Here is a 17525-nt window from a genome sequence, read left to right as displayed (position 1 = left end):
GCCGGAAAGTAAGCTACTCCCCCTGATAGTTCGCAAGTATAACGATCTTGTATGAAACAACAAAGCTTTTCGCCGGACATGGCGATTTTTCGGTGCAAGTTCCGGATCGACGTTGCAAGCTGGCCTCACGCCCCGATAGGGCCTGAATAAAGCGCCATTGAGTTAATGAGAACTATTTGCAATAATTTGCTTTTTGTCATTCAAGCTCCCTGCCCCCATGTCCAATTCGGACCTCTCCCGCAAAAGCTGGCTGGCCTATTATGGCGAGTTCATGCAGTCCTGCCTGCGCCGCTTTGGCGGTGCCGCGGACGCGGAAGACGTCGCCCATGATGCGGTAGAGGCCCTGCTTCGAAAAGATCAGAAAACACTGACAGCGGCCCATGCCCGCAACTTTCTGTACAAGTCCGCGCGCCATCGGGCCATTGATCTGTGGCGTCGCAACAGCCGCTTCCAGCACCTGGCCTGGGACGAGCTGCATGAAGACGCTCACCCTATCACCGACGGTGCCGATGCCCATGCCAGTGCGGAGCAAGTGCGCCACGCCCTGGTTGCGGCCCTGGAAGCCTTGCCTTTGAATCACCGAAGGGCTTTTGTCTTGAATCGCATCGAAGGCTGGACCCAGCCTGAAATTGCCCGTCATCTGAAACTGTCCATTGCCAGCGTGGAGCGTTATATTGCGCTGGCCAGCCAGTTTATCCGCGAGCGCCTGCGCGATGAGTTCTGAATCCCCTTTCTACCCCAGTGATGCCACCTCCCCCGCCGAAGCCGCCGCCCAATGGTCGGCCCGCCTGCATTCGGGCCGCTTCAGCCCGGCTGACGAGCAAGCGCTGGAGGAGTGGTTGCAGGCTGACCCGGAAAACGAGCGCGAATTTATGGCGGTGGAGCAGTTAAGCTCCCTGGCCAGCACGCTGGACAAGGATTTGGTCAAGCTGCTGTATGGCGGCAAAGTGCCCCAGCGGCCCGATCTGCGCCGCCGCAAACTGATCCGTAATACCGGCGCCCTGGTCGCTGTCGCGGGCTCTGCCGGTTTGGCAGGCCTACTACTCAGCCCCCAGGCTGTTTACGCTGCTAGCCTGCAAACACGTGTGGGCGAGCGCCGCTGGGTTCCTCTGCCAGACGGCTCCAGCCTGGAGCTGAATACCGCCACCCAAGCCGAGCTGCGGTTTTATGAAGACAGCCGTCATCTGGATCTGATTCAGGGCGAAGTGATGTGCGCGGTAGCATCCAGCCCACAACGCCCTTTCATCGTCAAAGCAGGCAATACGGTGGTGCGCGTTACCGGCACCAGCTTTACGGTTCGCCGTGATGCCGAGCAAGTCAAAGTGCTGGTCGAAAGCGGCAGTGTGGAGGTGTCCAGCGGCCACTGGTGGAACCGCCAGACCCGGTATCTGGCCGCTGGCTCTGGCGCCACCGTTTCCGTTCAGGATGGGCTCAGTATTCAGCCCGAGGTTGATGTGGCCGCTGCCACCGCCTGGCGGCAAGGACGCCTGATTGTGCGGGACCTGTCCTTGTCCGAGGTCGTTGCTGAAATCAACCGCTATCGCGAGCATCCCATCCGCATCGCTGACGGCAGAATCGGCCAGCAGCGTGTCACCGCGTCTTTCCTGCTGGACGAACAAAGTGCCGTGCTTCAAGCCCTGCAACAGATCCTGCCACTGCAGGCCAAGACACAAGACGATGGCAGTGTCCTGCTGAGCAGCGCCTCGTAATTACAATTAGTTTCAAATAAATCGATTCAAGCTGAGGGGTTTAGTAAGACTGACTCGTATTTAGATTCAGCGTTCCTCAACATCGCGTTTGACGAACATCTCTGAATCCGGGCGTCGCCCTGCCCGCCCCTACCCTGAATCTGCACCGTGAACCGAACCGCTTTCCTACCCCGCCTGCGCCCCGTCCTGCTCGCTTTGATGCTGGCCAGTGCCAGCACCCCTGCCCTGGCCCAAGACAATCCTGTCCCTATCCACATTCCTGCCCAGCCCTTGTCCGAAGCGCTGCTGAAACTGGCCGAACAGACCCAGCTGCAGGTGTTTTTCTCGCCTTCGCTAGTGCAAGGTCTGAGCACGACACCGATTCAGGGCCGCATGCGCCCGGAAGACGCGCTACGCAGCCTGCTGCAAGGCTCTGGCCTGGAATACCGGCGCGAGAACAACACCATCACCCTGTCGCGCCCCAATACGGACGCCACCATGCTGGACCCGGTGCGCGTCGTGGGCCGTCGCCTGCCCGTGACGGAAGGCAGCCAGACCTACGCCAGCCACGGCGCGACCACCACGGCCACCAAGCTGAACATGACGCTACGCGAAACGCCACAAACTATCAGTGTCATGACGCGCCAGCGCATTGAGGACCAGTCACTGGACAACATCGGCAGCGTGCTGCAACAAGCGCCCGGTATTTCCATCCAGCACATAGGCAGCGACCGCTACACCATCTACTCGCGTGGCTATGCCATCGACAACTATCAGCTGGACGGCCTGTCCACGCTGTCCGATATCGTCAGCCAGAACATCCCACAGGGGCTGGCGGATATGGCGATTTATGACCGCGTGGAAGTGCTGCGTGGAGCCTCCGGCTTGCTGACGGGCGCAGGCGACCCGTCTGGCGTTGTGAACATGGTGCGCAAGCGCCCTACAGCAGACTTCCAGGGCCATGCCGAAGTGAGCTACGGCTCATGGGATCAGATGCGCGCTCAAGTAGACCTGGGCGGCCCGATTAACGAGAACGGCAGCCTGCGCGGCCGTCTGGTTGGAGCCCATCAGGAAGGCAACAGCTATATGGACTACTTCACAACAAAAAAAGATGTGGTCTACGGCATACTTGAGGCCGACATTACGGACACCACGCTTGTCACCTTGGGGATGGATTATCAAAAAAATGATCCGCGCGGCTCCTCTGGCTCCGGCTTTCCTTTGTTCTACGACACCGGCGAACAGACCGATTTTGATATTTCCACCAATGCAGGGGCTCGTTGGAACACCAATACACTGGAGTCTCACAACACCTTTGTGAAACTGGACCAGCAACTGGGGGCAGACTGGTCACTGGCCATGTCCCTGAATTACCTGAAGGCCCGCCGAAGCGGGAAAAGCGCGGATGCTTCCTGGGGCTATCCCAACCGTGAAACGGGCGACGGCGTGCAGCTTTACGGAGGTGTTTCAGATGCCACACAGTATCAAACCAGTTTTGATATTCACGCAAAGGGCCCCTTCCACCTGTTTGGGCAGGATCACGAACTGATCGTCGGCTTTAATTCGTCGCGCTACAAGAATCGCCATGACACCATGGACGACGATATCGAAGGCACCTCCATCAATCTCCACGACTGGAACAACAACCCGGCCTTACCCAATACAACTGGAGAAAAGCTGTTTGACTATGATCTGACCGTCAAACAGTACGGTGGGTATTCGGCGCTACGCCTTAAACCCAGCGACAAGCTGGCTGTCATTTTGGGGGGGCGCCTCAGCAATTACCGCTACAGTCTTTCCCAAAGCTATCCTGACCCCGGTATGCAGCGCTTTAACAGCCTGAAAACCATGCACGAAGACAATGTCTTCACTCCCTATGCCGGCATTGTGTACGACCTGAATGAAGAGCATTCGATCTACGCCAGCTACACCAGCATCTTCAAGCCACAAAGCTATTGCGACCGTAGCGGCAACTTTCTGGACCCGCGCAAAGGTAATAACTATGAGATCGGTCTGAAAAGCGAAATGCTGGACGGCCGCGTGAACAGCAGCATTGCGCTGTACGAAATCCGCCAGGACAATCTGGCCGTGGCCGACAGTGGCTTTATCGTGCCGGGTACCGAGCGCGAAGCGGCCTACACGGCGGTCAAAGGCGCCAAGACCCAGGGCCTGGATATGGAAGTGACGGGCGAGCTGCTCGATGGCTGGAACATGGCCTTTAGCTATACCTACAGCCAGACCAAAGACGCCCAGGGCGAGCGCATCAAAACCCTGGTGCCACGCCATATGGCCAAGCTGTGGACCACGTATCGCCTGCCCGGCAGCTGGAATCGCCTGACGATTGGGGGTGGTGTGAACTGGCAAAGCCAGATCCATTTCACCGCCACACCGTGGGATTTGGGCAAGACTGTCACCGCAGAACAAAGCAGCTACGCCGTCGTCAACCTGATGGGCCGCTACGACTTCAGCAAGCAATTGACGGCCACCTTGAACGTCAACAATCTATTCAACCGCAAGTACCTGAGTGCGCTGGATCAGACCTTCTACACCGGCTATTACGGCGCACCGCGTAATGCCATGCTGAACCTGCGTTATTCCTTCTAATCACGTGAAAGCGGCTACCAGGCAAACAGCCCCCGTAACCTGGAAAATAATCCAGGCCTCGGGGGCCACTGCGGGTTTGCTGATCGCTACCGCCTTGTGCCAGCGTTGCTGAACCCGGAAGGCTTACACGCACTTCAGGGCACTCAAGTCCCCCGTATACGGAAAGCGCAATTCCTCGTAGCCAAAGGGCTGAAAATGCACCGTCAAACCATCTGCGTTGGGCAAGATAAGCGCGTAACTGGCAGGCTCGAAAGTCGATGTTGCGGCTCCCTCGCGCTCCAGATCCAGTTCGTGCTGATGGTTGGTGCCATTGACCGTCACAAAATGCAGGCCGTTCCACACACCGCTGGCGCAGCGATGCACGTGACCGGAGAACAAATGCACGGGCGCGGGATGAGCCTTGAGCAAAGGCAATAAATCCGACGCATTACTCATACGCAGCCAATCCATGGACGGATACTGTAAGGCAGGTAAAGGATGGTGCGAAAACAGCATTACCGGCCCGCTATGCGCGGCCAGCTCCTGCTGCAACCATTGCAGACGCCGCGTACACAAAAAGCCGTTGGTATAGCCGTCCTCCAAGGTATCCAGGTAGATCAGGCGCCAATCCCCCAGGGTCTCGGCATGCTGTACAAAGCCGGGTAAATCGGTCGAGATCTGCGGAAATACACTGTGAAAAGCGCTGCGGCTGTCGTGGTTGCCCATCATCAAACGTACAGGCGGAATCAAATCCTGCAAGCCTTCACGCAGGCGCTCGTATGCGCGTGGATGACCGGCATGGGTCAGGTCGCCCGTCAGCACGCAAAAGTCTGCATCGGCATGATGACGATTGACGTGCTGTACACAGCTACGCAAGCGATCCAGAGGGTCCGAGCCAAACAACAGGCCATCGGGCGGGGTAATGTGCAGGTCCGAAAACTGGATGATCTTCATCAGAATTCCTTAACGAATGCCGGCGCGTAAAAAAGCCTGCATGAACTGCTTTTGAAACAGCAAAAAGCCCAACAAAAGCGGCAAGATAGTCATTAATGTGGCGGCACTGATCAGGGAGATACTGACCCCGCTTTCCGGTGCGCCAAACAGGGATAAACCTACGGTCAAAGGACGGGTATGGTCAGAGCTGCTGATCACCAAGGGCCATAGAAAATTGTTCCAGTGCGTCGACACCGACACCAGGGCATAAGCCAGATACACAGGCTTGACCAACGGCACGTACACACGCCAGAGCACACCCAGGCGGCTGCATCCTTCCAGTCGCGCCGCATCCTCCAGTTCACGCGGCACTTGCTTGAAAGCCTGGCGCAACAAGAACACACCAAAGGCACTGGCCATATAAGGCACACCCATGCCCCAGACCGTGTCCGTCCAGCCCAGCAAGGCCACCATGCGGTAGTTCTCCACAATCAGCACTTCAGGCAGGATGAACAACTGCAAAAGCAACAGCATGAACAAAAACTGACTGCCAAAGAAACGAAAGCGGGCAAAGGCGTAAGCGGCCAGGGTGCACAGCACAAACTGTCCGAGCAGAATGGTCAGCACCAGCACGGTGGTGTTGAAGATGTAGCGCAACCAGGGCGCACGGTCCCAGGCGGCTGCAAAATTGCTAAAGGTCCAGCCTGCGCTCCAGTCAAAACTCAAGGCGGCGGACGGGTCGCGAAATGCAGCCCAGCAGGCGTATAGCAAAGGGGCAATCCATAGCAGGGCCAGCGCATGTGCCCCCACCGTATCCAGGGATGGCAAACGCAAGCTGCGGCCCGGAGCAGTCAAAACAGTGTCCATGTTCATCACTGGTAGTGCACGCGTCGTTCAGCGTAGCGAAATTGAAAGATGGCGACAGCACCCAGCCCCAACAAGAGCACAACTGTCAGCACGGCGGCACTAGGCGTATCCATATAGGCAAAGGCGGTTTCCCAGATCCAGTACAGCATCAGCTTGGAGGCATTATTGGGGCCGCCCTTGGTCAAGATAAACAGGTGATCAACCAGCTTGACCGAGTTGATCAGCGCGTTGATCAAAATGAACAGGGTCGTGGGTGCCAGCAAGGGTAAGAGCACACGGCGGCCATACTGCCAGCGGGTCGCGCCTTCCAGACGAGCGGCATCGCGCAGCTCGGGCGGGATGGTTTGCAAGGCCGCCAGATAAAAGATCATGAAAAAACCGGCTTCTTTCCAGATCGTCACCACCATGACCGCGCCCAAGGCGGTTTGCGGCTGGCCCAGCCAGTTGGTGGCCCCGGCGCCAAACAGCTTGGCAATCTGATCCAGCAAACCCAGATCCGGTGTGTAGAAAAACAGCCATAAATTGGCGGCGGCAATCATGGGCAGCATGGTGGGGGTGAAATAAGCACAACGCACCCAGGCCCGCATACTCATGGCCCGGTTGGCCCACAAGGCCATCAGCAAGGCCAGGGCCATGGACACCGGAATCACAATGGCGGCATACCAAAGATTGTTCTTCAGAACCAGCCAGAACGTCGGGTCAGCCAGCATGGCATCGTAGTTGTCCATGCCCACAAACTGGGCCGGACGACGCGCCGTGCCTTTACTCAACAAGCTGGACCAGAACGTGTGCAGCGCCGGGATAAAGGCAAACACGCTTAGCAGCACAAACAGCGGCGTCAACAAGAGGTAAGCAAATACCCACTCTTTACGCAGCACACGCAATGGTTCAGCCATTCCTGCACCTGCTTAGTTGAAAGGACGCAGCAGACGGTCTGCGGCAGCCTGGGCTTCGTCCAGAGCGGCCTTGGGCGTCTTGGCATTGGTCAGCACGGCTTGCACAGCGTTGGACAACAGTTCACGTACACGTGCTGTCTCGTAAGTGGCAAACTCGGGCGAAGCTACGGCCAACTGATCGCGGGCGACCACAGCCTGCGGGAACGTTTTGGCGTACTCGACCAGAGCAGGCGTTTCGTAGGCGGCAGGGCTGACACCGACATAGCCCGTAGCCATGGACCACTTGGCGGCACGCTCAGGGGCCGTCATCCAGCGCACAAAATCCAGAGCCGCTTTCTTCTGTTCCTCGTTCGCGCCCTTGAACAGGTAGAAGTTGCCACCGCCGGTAGGCGAAGCCGCTTTTTCCTTGGCGGGCAGCATGGCAACACCAAAGTCGAACTTGGCTTCATTCTTGACGGCCGTCAGGTTGCCCGTGGTGTGCCACATCATGGCCGTCTTGCCTTGGACAAAAGCCTGACGCAGCGTGCCCCATTCAATGGTGCCAGTGGGGCTGACTTTGTGCTTGTAGGCCAGGTCGTGGAAGAACTGCAGCGCCTCCACCGACTTGGGGTCATTGAAGTAAACCTGCGTGCCTTCTTCATTCATCAGCTGACGGCCATTTTGCAAGGCCATGGCCTGGAACATCCAGTAGGGGTAGCCGGTCGACGGAATCATCAAGCCGTGATGCTGGTCATTAGTCAGTTTCTGGGCGGTTTGCACCAACTCGTCCCAGGTCTTGGGAGCTTGATCCGGATTCAGGCCCGCTTCACGGAACATGTCCTTGTTGTAGAACATGACGATGGTGGAGCGCTGGAACGGAATGCCCCAGACCTTGCCTTCCAAGGTGCCGTTAGCCATCAAGGCGGGATAAAAGCTTTTCAGCCAATCCTGGCTGGTGGCGTCCTGAGCCACATCGCTAAAGGCTTCAACCAGGCCTTGTTCCACCAGATCATGCGTATCCAGTGCGCCCAGCACAGAAAGCTGCACCGGCTCGCCCGCACGCAGGGCCGACAAGGCACGTACACGGGTTTCATCGTAGTTACCGGAGTAGACAGCTTTAACGGTGACTTCCGGGTTTTGGGCCTGATAGTCCTTGATCATTCCATCGACCACATCGGTCAGCGGACCCCCTACGGCAATGGGGTAATACATGGTCAATTCCACCGCGCTATGGGCATTGGCGCCCAGGCCCATCAACAGGGCGCTGGAGGTGGCAAGCAGACAATTCTTCAACATGGGTAGACTCGCAGTACGTTTAGGGAAGAACAGCAGGAGGAACAGCGAAAGGAGCAGCAGTCAGAGCATCCGCAGACGGCAGGCGAGCCCCGCTGTCCTGGTTAAAGTAAAAAGCGTGAACAGGGTCCCAGCTCAAGCCACAGCGAGCACCCGCCTCGACGCTGCGGCTGTGCGGCGCGCGCACGATCAGGGTGTGGCCATCATCAAGCTGCACATACACATAGGCATCGGCCCCCTGAAACTCCTGGTGCACCACGGTGGCAGCCACATACTGCTCGCCCGCTTCGTGCAAGTTCAGGTTCTCCGGGCGCACGCCCACCAGCACACGATGCGGCTGGTCGTACTGACGGCGCGAGGGCCACAACTCCAAGGGCACGTGGTCACTGTGAATCATCATCATGGGTGGGCTGCCGATAAAGCCGGCGGTAAAGACGCTATTGGGCTGCCCGTACAGGTCCTGGGCACTGCCCTGCTGCTCGATGTGTCCAGCGTTAAGCAGCACCACGTGATCGGCCATGCCCATGGCTTCGGTCTGATCGTGGGTGACGTACACCACGGTCAAACCCAAGCGTTGCTGTAGAGCACGGATTTCATGGCGCACGGTGTGACGCAGCTTGGCATCCAGGTTCGACAGCGGCTCGTCCATCAGGCAGATACGATGGCCCGACACAATGCTGCGCGCCAGGGCTACACGCTGCCGCTGCCCGCCCGACAACTGGCCGGGCTTGCGCTCTTCCAGACCTTCCAGATTGGTCAGCGCCAGGGCTTCACGCAAACGCTCTTTTTGCTGCTGACGATCGGCACGGCGTACTTGCAGGCCGAACAAGATGTTGTCGGCCACATTCAGATGCGGGAACAGGGCGTAGGATTGGAACACCATGCTCAAGCCACGCTTGGCGGGCTCCAGATAGGTGGCGTCCTGCCCATTAATAAAAAGACGACCCTGATCGGGGGTTTCCAGCCCGGCAATAATGCGCAGCAAGGTGGACTTACCGCAGCCCGAAGGCCCCAGCAAGGCCGTAAATTTACCTTCCTGAATGGACAGATCCATTTGCTTGAGCACGGCCTGTTCGCCCCAGGCTTTGCCTATGCCTTGCAGCTCGATAGCGGCGCGATTCATGCCTGCACCTCGTCAGCAATCACGATCTGAACACGCGCAGGAATTTGCTCGCGGTAAGGCTCGGGAATAGGCTGGTCGCTGACCAGAATATCCACATCATCCAAAGAGCCACTGCGCACAGGGGCACGACGGCCAAACTTGGTGTGGTCCAGCACCAGGATCCGCACCCGACAATTGCCGCGCAGGGCTTTGTGGCAATCGGACTCGGCCATATCAAAGTCCAGCAAAGCACCGTCCGAGTCAAAGCCCCCTACCCCGGACACGCCAAAGTCCGCCTTGAAGCTGTTGAACAGGCGTTCGGCGCCGGGGCCCAGAATTTCGGGGTTGGGCTGACGCAGTTCACCACCCGTCAGCACCACGCGGTGGCTCATATTGTGGGACAGGGCCAGAGCCGCGCTGATGTTGTTGGTGACCACGGTCAGATCGCGATGGTCGGCCAGCGCCAGGGCCACTTGCTCGGGGGTGGTGCCAAAACCCAGCAGCAGGCTGGCACCGGGAGGAATCAATGTGGCAACGGCTCGCCCGATACGGGCCTTGGCTTGCAAATGGGTAATGCGGCGCGTTTGGAAAGGCACATTGCGCTCGACCACGTTCAGCTCGGCACCACCATGGCGGCGGCGCACCAGATCGGCTTCATACAAGTGGTTCAGGTCGCGCCGGATAGTCTGCGGCGTCACCCCAAAATGCGCGGCCAAGCCATCCACTGACACCGCCCCTTGGGCGGCCAGCAGATCCACAATAATGCTTTGCCTGACAGATAGGTTCATAACACGGCGTATGGGTTTCGTTTGAATACCCGGCAGTGTAGGAACGCGAAGTTACGAGTCGGTGACGCTCAGATGAAAGTTTTATGACGCCCAAATGTTCATATGAACATTTGGGCGCTCAATTCAGACAGCATTCGCACGGTCTGTCTGGTGTTAGTGAGGGACAAGCTGCTTTGTCTCCACTGCCCCATCCTGTTCATAAATCAGCTTGCCCCGCTTGATGGTCTGAACCACTTGCAAGCTGGTCAATTGCTCAGGGGCGACCGAGGTCGGGTCTTGCGACAGGACGACAAAGTCCGCCAGCTTGCCCGGCTCAATCGAGCCTTTCTCCTTCTCCTCAAAATGCTGAAAAGCCGGCCAGATGGTCATCGCCTTAAGGGCCGTCATGACATCCACCCTCTGGTCCGGCCCCAGAATATCGCCCGATCGAGTGCGACGAGTCACGGTCGCCGACAGCACCCTCATGGAATCAGGAAAGGCAACTGGTGCGTCGTGGTGGGTGGAAAACATCAAACCGTGTTCACGCACCCAGCCAGTGGGAGAAATATTGTCGGCATTGACCGGCCCCACTGTGCGGTCACGGTGCCAATCCCCCCAATAAAAGGTGTGCATGGGGAACAGGGAAGGAAAAACATCCAGCTCCGCTATGGTCGCCACCTGGTCCCGGCGCAAAAACTGCCCATGAATCAATACGGCTCGCCGATCCCGGGGGCCATACTTGTCACGGGCTGTTTTAATCGCAGCCAGCAAAAGGTCTGAGGCGGCCTCACCATTCGCGTGAGTCAGAAGCTGTATATCGTTCTTGAAGGCCCAGTCCACCGACTCAAACACCTGATCTGACGTGACCGCCGCATAACCCCGGTAATCGGCGCGGTAACCTGCTGGCGGCTTGTAATAGGGGCGGTCGCGATAGGCCGTAAACCCCTGAGGAGAGCCGTCAATCGTAAGCTTGGCACCGGCCACCCGGAAACCGTCGGTGTAATGCCGCGAGACATGACGCGCGATAAAGTCCCGGTCCTGCAGCACATCAACGTAGACGGCGACATCAATATCGATCTTGCCCGCCGTCGCTGCTGCCTGCATTAAAGGCACCGTATCGGACGTCGCGCGCCCCTCCTGCCCGGTCGTGTAGCCATAACGCTTTAGCAGATCGGTGCCGGCAACAAACAGAGCCTGAACCTGTTCGGACGTAAGTTTGCCCATCTGACTGGTCAAGCTGGAGAAAAAAGCCATCTCCTCCAGCACCCCATCAGGTTGAGTCCCGCCCTCTTCCCGCCGAATGACACCGCCTGCAGGATCTGGGGTCTGGGCGGAAATGCCCGCCATCTCCAACGCCTTGCTGTTGAGCACTCCAATGTGGCTAGACTGATGAATGATGATAATCGGCACTGACTCGGACACCGCATCCAGCTCATGTCGATTGGGATGTCGCTGTTCCGCCAGCTGGGCATCGTCATAACCAAAACCCAGGATCAGACCCACCTCCCTGGTTTTACTTTGCTCACCCAGCCATTGCCTGAGCGTCTCTTGCAGACTGTGGATATCTGTCACCGCGCCATCCGGAGGCGATAGCAGATTGGCGGACATGGCCTGCAGACCGATCATGAAAGCGTGGCTGTGTGCGTCCACAAAGCCCGGCAGCAAGGCCTTGCCCTGCAAATCGATCACGGTAGTGTCCTGACCTTTGTAGGCTTGCATCGCCTGCAGGGTACCCACATCCAGAATCAGACCATTCTTGACCGCAACCGCCTGGGCAGCAGGCTGGCTGTCATTCATCGTCAGCACGGGTCCTCCCATCCAGATCTGATCGGCTATTTCTGCCGTCCAGGCAGAGCCAGCCATCACCATGCTGCTAGCCAGCACAAACACTTTCAGTGTGCTTTTGAACGACATATGCTCCCCTTTCTATTCAGAAAAAAGTTGCCGACTCGTTTACTGTGCCCCTCGCCATGCTGTGCGGAACAACAAGCTGCTATCCCGGTTTTTACTTGACCCCCTGTTGTGCGGACCAGTCGCGTACGGCACCCAGGGTCTTGTTCACGTGTTCGTCCGGCTCCATTGCCGTATATTCAAAAATGATTTTTCGCTCAGGCGAAATGACGTAAGAAATGCGGGAAGCACGCTCGGTGTGCGTCCCCAGGCCCGCGTCATAAGCCTTGATGACCTGGCCTGTGGTGTCCGCACCCACCGCGAACTTGCTGCCGCAAGGTCCGGTGGAAAAATCCTTCAGGGTATCGATATTGTCCGAAGACAAGCCAATTACAGTGGCGCCAAAGTGGCTGTACTCGTCAATGGCTTGCGCAAAAGTATGCGCTTCGACAGTACAACCCTGGGTGAATGCTGCCGGATAAAAATACAGGACGACTGGCCCTTTTTTTAAGGCCTCATCCAAATTGAATTCAAAGGTTTTACCGGCCAGAGCGGCCTGCACGGTAAAGTCCGGCGCGGGGGTGCCCACGTCCAAAGCGGCCTGTGCGCCACCTGCCCCCGCCAGCAGGGACAAACCCAAAGAGAAAGCTGCTATTGCCTGTTTCATGCCATTGCCTCCGTATGTGTGCGCTGCACCAACAAGCAGCGTAATCCGCACAGACATGAAAGCACAAGGCCTGGTTTTCCGGTCCCGATCAGGGATGAACGATGCCGCTCCACAGCAGGACAAACACATTATGGGGTGCATCATGGCGGGCCAGACGGCCAGCTCGAATCAGCCTGGCAGCCTTGCCCAGCAAGGCAAACAAGGACTCGCATAACCAACTGGCCGCCAGATCGCGCCGCAAGTCCCCGCTTTCCTGCCACTGTTGAAACTGCTCAATCAACGCCTCTCGTACCGCTTCACTGCGGGCCGTGGAATACTCCTCTACCTGCAACTGCAGCTCAACGTACATGTACAGATCCACAATAGGCAGCAGTTCCTGGATTAGTCGTTGAATGGCTTCTTGTGCCCTTCCCTCGCACAGACGGGCGCGTTCAATAGCCTGCTCCGCACTATTTACCCCTTCCTGGAAGATCTCCATCATCATGGCTTCGCGAGACGGGAAGTAGCGGCACAGGGTTGCGCGACTCAAGCCCACCAGACCGGCCAATTGCCCCATGGACGCCCGCGGCTGGTCAGCCAAAGCGCTTACAAGGCGCAATAGCAATTCCTCGCGAGGCCGAGGCTTTGCTGCAGTCATAATTCTTCCCCTAGGTAATGCAGGACTGGATCGGGCACGGGCTATTGCCAGATCGCTGCGAATCGGTCTTCTTGTTTGGCACCACTGGAGATCAGGAAAACGAACAGGCACGCTACCTGGGTGGAGCGTGCGCTAGTGTAACGTCATTCATTGAGAAACCGTATTTCACCCATGGAATAATGACTATGCAGGTGATTTTTTAAACGCTCAGACCGGCACGCGGAGCCGGCCAGAAAGCATCTGTCAGCAAGGTATCCGGATCCAGATCCAAAGGGCCGGGCCGGGTTTCCGGCACGCAGCGGCGCAAGGCTTGCTGCATCCGGTGCAAGGCCAGCTCGCCCGTGGCCCCGGCAGTGACCCGATCCCACCAGAAGCGATGCACATGGCGTACCTGCACGGGTACGCTAGGCAGGCCCAGCCTCTGGGCCATGGCCAATCGGTGCAGACCACGATTAATTTTCAGAATACGGCCATCACGGGAGATAACCACACCCAAGGCATCTTTGCCGCGCCTGGGATCAAAGCCATCACGAGCCATATCGTCCAGAAAACCCAGGTAAATGCGCAGGTACTCAATAATCTTTTCCGGCGTATCCAGAAATACACCTTGCTGATACGACTCCCAAGGATTGCCCTGTTCAATACGCTTCATCAGCTTTTTGAAACGCGCCGTTTGTTCCAGCTAATGCCGGTTTTCATCCAGATCGCTGATCAGGGAGTAACGCGTTCCGACGCGCAAATCCTCACGCCGCTGGTCCCAGCTTCCCTCCCAGATAAAGGCCAGGGAGGACGGCCGTTTTTCCTCCTTGCGAGGCGCCTGAATGGCCATGCGGATCAGCTCTCGCGGGTTCACATGCAGGGTTAAAGCCTGCTCCCCCAAGGTTTCATGGACGATGTGACGCGGCAGGCCAAACGCCTCGATCCGACGGCTGCCGACTTTGCTGTGCATCCAGCGCTGCAGCATGATGCGGCCCAAGGGGAAACCCAAGTACTGCTGGGTCTTGTCCCGGCTATGGGCCACCCAATGGGCCAGCAGCACGCGCTGCCGAATCTCGGGCGCCGCCAAGCTGCTAAAAGCAGCATCCGCGCCAGGGCCCAGCAAGGTTTTGCGATTCGATTGACGCAACTCACGTGGATGAGTCATGCGCTTTCCATGACGGTTCACAGTTTTCCTCCCAAGCACTCGCAGCACTGGCCGCCCCCAACAAAGAACAGCGGCCCAGAACGACTGACAGTGGCCTTCTTGAGCAATCACAATACCAAATGATACATAATAGTCTCAAATAATACACATTTTTATTGAGTCGATTCTCCACAAACCGCAAGGCTGACAAAGATCAAACCGGCCCCACACCACATCCTTACCTGCTCAGACACACACGCCTCAACATCACTACGCTCCCGCTGTTATCCGACGGGACGAGCTTCTTGAAACGCACGCTGCAAAAAAAAGCCCCTGCCAAGGCAGGGGCTTGTTCAAACAGAGCCAGAAAGTCAGATCACTCAGGCAGCCTTACGAGCGCCTCGTACAAAGTAAATCACGACCAAGGCAAGCAGGAACGGCACACCAAACAGCAAGGTGTAGTGAAAGATATTGATGAACCAGGTAGTCACCAAAATCGCCACAATGCCAATCAAGCCCAGCAAGGTGCCGATGGGATAGGCCGGCATACGAAAACGTAGCTGCACACCGTCCTGTGCCACGCGGCGGCGGAAGAACAAATGAGTCAGGAAGATCATGCCCCATGTGAACAAGGCGCCAAACATGGACAGGGCAATCATCACCGGAAAGGCGGTTTCCGGATTGTTGGCATACACCACTGCGGCCACGGCCACACCGCTGGCCGATAAAGCCAGGGCATTCAAGGGCACACCATTGCGCGCCACCTTGCCCAGCGCAGCGGGCGCATCACCGGCACGCGACAGGCTGAACATCATGCGGGTCGAGATATAGAGCATGCTGTTCATGGCCGACAAGGCCGCAATAATCACAATGAAGTTCAGGATGCTGTCTGCATAGGGAATGCCGACGGACTGCATCACTGTAATGAAAGGACTGGTTGTGCCTTCCGCTACCAGCACCTGCCAAGGCACCAGCATCACGATAAGCGACAAGGACAGCAGGTAGAAAATGATCAAGCGCCAGATGGTGGCCTTGAAGGCCTGGCGCACGGCTTGCTCGGGGTTTTCTGCCTCGCCCGCCGCCACGGCAATCATCTCGATACTCAGATAGCTGAAGATGGAAATGATCACCCCTACCCACACCCCATACCAGCCATTGGGCATGAAGCCACCCTGGCCAAACAGGTTTTCCTGTACCTGTGCGGGCTTGTAATAGCCCGTCAACATGCCAATGGCCAGCACGATGAACGCAATAATGGCAAACACCTTGATCAGGGCAAACCAATACTCCACCGAGCCAAAAGCCTTGACGCTATAGGCATTGACGGCAATCAGCACGGCCGAGAAAAAGGCGATCCAGATCCAGGGTGAGACGTCCGGGAACCAGAACTTCATATAGTCCGCCACCGCCGTCACCTCGGTGCCCACGGCCAGAACAATGCAGGCCCAATAGCTGTAGCGCACCAGGAACCCGGCCAGCGGATGAATATAGAACTCCGCATAGGCTCCAAAAGAGCCCGATGTGGGGTGTTCCACCGTCATCTCGGCCAGGCAGCCCATCAGGACCAGAGCAATGAAGCCGCCAATCACATAACTCAGTACAACGCCGGGACCAGCAAAGCCAATGGCAAATTTGCTGCCCAGGAACAAGCCGGTACCGATGGCGCCCCCGATCGCAATCATGCTCATTTGGCGGGCGCTCAGTTTTTTATGCAGCCCGGCTTCGCGCGATTGAATTTGCTCAAATCGGCTCATGTCTCCTCCTTTATGCTTATTTTTTATATCAGCCTGATCAGGTCACCTTGGAGCGTGTTTTATAGGCGGGCTTGTCCCATTCCTTATCGGTCAGTACCGCCTTGATATGCTGCACAGCCTGCCAAATATCCACAAAAGACAGATACAAGGGCGTAACGCCAAAGCGCATCACTTCAGGCTCGCGGTAGTCCCCAATCACACCACGGGCGATCAGGGCCTGCACCACGGCATAGCCTTGCTCATGGGCAAAACTGACATGGCTGCCACGGTAGTGGTGATCGCGTGGAGTCACCAGACGCAGGCCAAATTCCGCACATTCCTGTTCCACCAAAGCGATGAACAAGTCCGTCAGCGCCAGGGATTTACGGCGCACCGCCTGCAGGTCGGTTTGCAGGAACACGTCCACACCACAAGCCACCAGGCTCAAGGAAACAATGGGCTGAGTACCGCACAAGAAACGCTCGATACCGTTGGCGGCTTCATATGACGGGCTCATGGCAAAAGGGTGCTTGTGGCCCCACCAGCCGGACAAGGGCTGGCTGATCTGACCCATCAACTTGGGGTTCACCCACAGCAGGGCCGGAGCACCCGGACCGGCGTTCAGGTACTTGTAGGTGCAGCCAATGGCAAAGTCGGACTCGCTGTCTTTCAGCTCGATAGGCAAGGCACCCACGGAGTGGCACAAATCCCAGATCAACAGGCCATTGTGTTCATGCACCAGGCGGTTAGTCTCCTGCATATCGTGCAAGTAACCCGTGCGGTAATTCACATGGGACAGCACCACCACAGCGGTTTCATCATTGACGGCTGTTTGCAGGTCTGCCGGGTCATCAATCAATTCAAGCCTATAGTCTTTGCCAAAGAAGGCGTTAAACCCTTCAATGATGTAAAGATCCGTAGGGAAGGAATCACGCTCGGCCAGGATCACTTTCTTTTCCGGATGGCGCTCTTTTTGCAAATTGACGGCGGCAGCCAGCACCTTGAACAGATTGACCGAGGTGCTGTCGCTGACGATGGTTTCACCTTGACCGGCACCGATCAGGGGCGACATCTGGTCGCCCAGACGCACGGGCAAGGTCCACCAGCCTGCCTTGTTCCAGCTATTGATCAGGTCGGTACGCCATTCCTGAGCAATAACTTCCTGGGCGCGCTCCATGGCGTGTCGGGGCATGGCGCCCAGCGAATTCCCGTCCAGATAAATCGTGTTGGGTGGCAGGTCGAACTTGGCTTTGAAGGCAGCCAGTTCATCGGCCTGATCCCACTGCTCGCATTGCTGCAAGGTAATCATATTCATGCTCCTCGATTCTGCTTTTTAAGCTATTTAGTCTAGCACCGAGCCTCTGGTA

16 protein-coding genes are annotated in these 17525 nt (G+C 57.3%); 3 read left to right on the top strand and 13 right to left on the bottom strand.

Annotation, left to right across the window (positions count from 1 at the left end; genetic code table 11):
• Nucleotides 1-217: 217 nt before the first annotated feature.
• From KOE80_RS00460 to KOE80_RS00450, 3 genes are all read left to right on the top strand, one after another.
• Nucleotides 218-724: an RNA polymerase sigma factor gene (locus KOE80_RS00460; RefSeq protein WP_226348074.1), complete on the top strand. Its 507-nt coding sequence runs from the start codon at nt 218-220 to the stop codon at nt 722-724.
• A complete protein-coding gene (locus KOE80_RS00455) occupies nt 714-1709 on the top strand; it encodes a FecR family protein (RefSeq protein WP_226348073.1) in 996 nt (331 codons plus the stop codon). Before KOE80_RS00460 ends, KOE80_RS00455 begins: the two co-directional genes overlap by 11 nt.
• A 147-nt stretch (nt 1710-1856) precedes the next feature.
• Nucleotides 1857-4292 (top strand): TonB-dependent siderophore receptor, encoded by a 2436-nt coding sequence (locus KOE80_RS00450; RefSeq protein WP_226348072.1) that lies wholly within the window; start codon nt 1857-1859, stop codon nt 4290-4292.
• A 123-nt stretch (nt 4293-4415) separates the two neighbouring features.
• Here the strand turns inward: KOE80_RS00450 and KOE80_RS00445 are convergent, their stop codons facing one another.
• The 13 genes from KOE80_RS00445 to kynU all read right to left on the bottom strand — a co-directional run bounded on the left by KOE80_RS00445 (nt 4416) and on the right by kynU (nt 17467).
• Nucleotides 4416-5225: a phosphodiesterase gene (locus KOE80_RS00445; protein ID WP_226348071.1), complete on the bottom strand. Its 810-nt coding sequence runs from the start codon at nt 5223-5225 to the stop codon at nt 4416-4418.
• Nucleotides 5226-5234: 9 nt separating this feature from the next.
• Nucleotides 5235-6077, bottom strand: a complete 843-nt coding sequence (locus KOE80_RS00440; protein ID WP_009463184.1) for a carbohydrate ABC transporter permease — start codon at nt 6075-6077, stop codon at nt 5235-5237.
• Nucleotides 6077-6967, bottom strand: a complete 891-nt coding sequence (locus tag KOE80_RS00435; protein WP_009463182.1) for a carbohydrate ABC transporter permease — start codon at nt 6965-6967, stop codon at nt 6077-6079. The genes KOE80_RS00440 and KOE80_RS00435 overlap by 1 nt, the downstream gene beginning before the upstream one ends.
• Before the next feature lie 12 nt (nt 6968-6979).
• Nucleotides 6980-8242, bottom strand: coding sequence for an ABC transporter substrate-binding protein (locus KOE80_RS00430; RefSeq protein WP_203145139.1), 1263 nt, complete (start codon nt 8240-8242; stop codon nt 6980-6982).
• 19 nt (nt 8243-8261) lie between these two features.
• The gene (locus KOE80_RS00425) at nt 8262-9362 is read right to left on the bottom strand and encodes an ABC transporter ATP-binding protein (protein ID WP_009463178.1); all 1101 of its coding nucleotides are present in this window, start codon (nt 9360-9362) and stop codon (nt 8262-8264) included.
• The gene (locus KOE80_RS00420) at nt 9359-10129 is read right to left on the bottom strand and encodes a DeoR/GlpR family DNA-binding transcription regulator (protein WP_009463176.1); all 771 of its coding nucleotides are present in this window, start codon (nt 10127-10129) and stop codon (nt 9359-9361) included. Before KOE80_RS00420 ends, KOE80_RS00425 begins: the two co-directional genes overlap by 4 nt.
• Before the next feature lie 153 nt (nt 10130-10282).
• The gene (locus KOE80_RS00415) at nt 10283-12022 is read right to left on the bottom strand and encodes an amidohydrolase (RefSeq protein WP_226348070.1); all 1740 of its coding nucleotides are present in this window, start codon (nt 12020-12022) and stop codon (nt 10283-10285) included.
• A gap of 91 nt (nt 12023-12113) precedes the next feature.
• Nucleotides 12114-12665 carry a peroxiredoxin gene (locus KOE80_RS00410; RefSeq protein WP_083054219.1) on the bottom strand — a complete coding sequence of 184 codons (552 nt, stop codon included), beginning with the start codon at nt 12663-12665 and terminating at the stop codon, nt 12114-12116.
• 88 nt (nt 12666-12753) lie between these two features.
• Nucleotides 12754-13302 carry a TetR/AcrR family transcriptional regulator gene (locus KOE80_RS00405; RefSeq protein ID WP_035271362.1) on the bottom strand — a complete coding sequence of 183 codons (549 nt, stop codon included), beginning with the start codon at nt 13300-13302 and terminating at the stop codon, nt 12754-12756.
• 199 nt (nt 13303-13501) lie between these two features.
• Complete coding sequence (locus KOE80_RS00400) at nt 13502-13954, bottom strand: hypothetical protein (protein ID WP_226348069.1); 453 nt, start codon at nt 13952-13954, stop codon at nt 13502-13504.
• Nucleotides 13955-13984: 30 nt separating this feature from the next.
• Entirely contained in the window at nt 13985-14446 is a 462-nt protein-coding gene (locus tag KOE80_RS00395) for a hypothetical protein (RefSeq protein WP_226348068.1), read from the bottom strand.
• Between the two features lie 359 nt (nt 14447-14805).
• On the bottom strand, nt 14806-16179 hold the full coding sequence (locus tag KOE80_RS00390; protein ID WP_026484954.1) for an amino acid permease: 1374 nt from the start codon (nt 16177-16179) through the stop codon (nt 14806-14808).
• Between the two features lie 37 nt (nt 16180-16216).
• Nucleotides 16217-17467 carry a kynureninase gene (gene kynU, locus KOE80_RS00385; protein WP_226348181.1) on the bottom strand — a complete coding sequence of 417 codons (1251 nt, stop codon included), beginning with the start codon at nt 17465-17467 and terminating at the stop codon, nt 16217-16219.
• Between the last annotated feature and the right edge of the window lie 58 nt (nt 17468-17525).

It is taken from the genome of Alcaligenes sp. 13f (genome assembly GCF_020496585.1).
Classification (GTDB): Bacteria; Pseudomonadota; Gammaproteobacteria; order Burkholderiales; family Burkholderiaceae_B; genus Alcaligenes; species Alcaligenes phenolicus.
Note: the sequence above shows the minus strand (reverse complement) of the source record. Positions and strands in the feature narration are given on the sequence as shown.

Bases quoted from the DNA above. Each gene is read 5' to 3' on its own strand.
- KOE80_RS00460 (WP_226348074.1), top strand. From the start codon at position 218: ATGTCCAATTCGGACCTCTCCCGCAAAAGCTGGCTGGCCTATTATGGC.
- KOE80_RS00455 (WP_226348073.1), top strand. From the start codon at position 714: ATGAGTTCTGAATCCCCTTTCTACCCCAGTGATGCCACCTCCCCCGCC.
- KOE80_RS00445 (WP_226348071.1), bottom strand. From the start codon at position 5,225: ATGAAGATCATCCAGTTTTCGGACCTGCACATTACCCCGCCCGATGGC.
- KOE80_RS00440 (WP_009463184.1), bottom strand. From the start codon at position 6,077: ATGAACATGGACACTGTTTTGACTGCTCCGGGCCGCAGCTTGCGTTTG.
- KOE80_RS00435 (WP_009463182.1), bottom strand. From the start codon at position 6,967: ATGGCTGAACCATTGCGTGTGCTGCGTAAAGAGTGGGTATTTGCTTAC.
- KOE80_RS00430 (WP_203145139.1), bottom strand. From the start codon at position 8,242: ATGTTGAAGAATTGTCTGCTTGCCACCTCCAGCGCCCTGTTGATGGGC.
- KOE80_RS00425 (WP_009463178.1), bottom strand. From the start codon at position 9,362: ATGAATCGCGCCGCTATCGAGCTGCAAGGCATAGGCAAAGCCTGGGGC.
- KOE80_RS00420 (WP_009463176.1), bottom strand. From the start codon at position 10,129: ATGAACCTATCTGTCAGGCAAAGCATTATTGTGGATCTGCTGGCCGCC.
- KOE80_RS00415 (WP_226348070.1), bottom strand. From the start codon at position 12,022: ATGTCGTTCAAAAGCACACTGAAAGTGTTTGTGCTGGCTAGCAGCATG.
- KOE80_RS00410 (WP_083054219.1), bottom strand. From the start codon at position 12,665: ATGAAACAGGCAATAGCAGCTTTCTCTTTGGGTTTGTCCCTGCTGGCG.
- KOE80_RS00405 (WP_035271362.1), bottom strand. From the start codon at position 13,302: ATGACTGCAGCAAAGCCTCGGCCTCGCGAGGAATTGCTATTGCGCCTT.
- KOE80_RS00400 (WP_226348069.1), bottom strand. From the start codon at position 13,954: ATGAAGCGTATTGAACAGGGCAATCCTTGGGAGTCGTATCAGCAAGGT.
- KOE80_RS00395 (WP_226348068.1), bottom strand. From the start codon at position 14,446: ATGACTCATCCACGTGAGTTGCGTCAATCGAATCGCAAAACCTTGCTG.
- KOE80_RS00390 (WP_026484954.1), bottom strand. From the start codon at position 16,179: ATGAGCCGATTTGAGCAAATTCAATCGCGCGAAGCCGGGCTGCATAAA.
- kynU (WP_226348181.1), bottom strand. From the start codon at position 17,467: ATGATTACCTTGCAGCAATGCGAGCAGTGGGATCAGGCCGATGAACTG.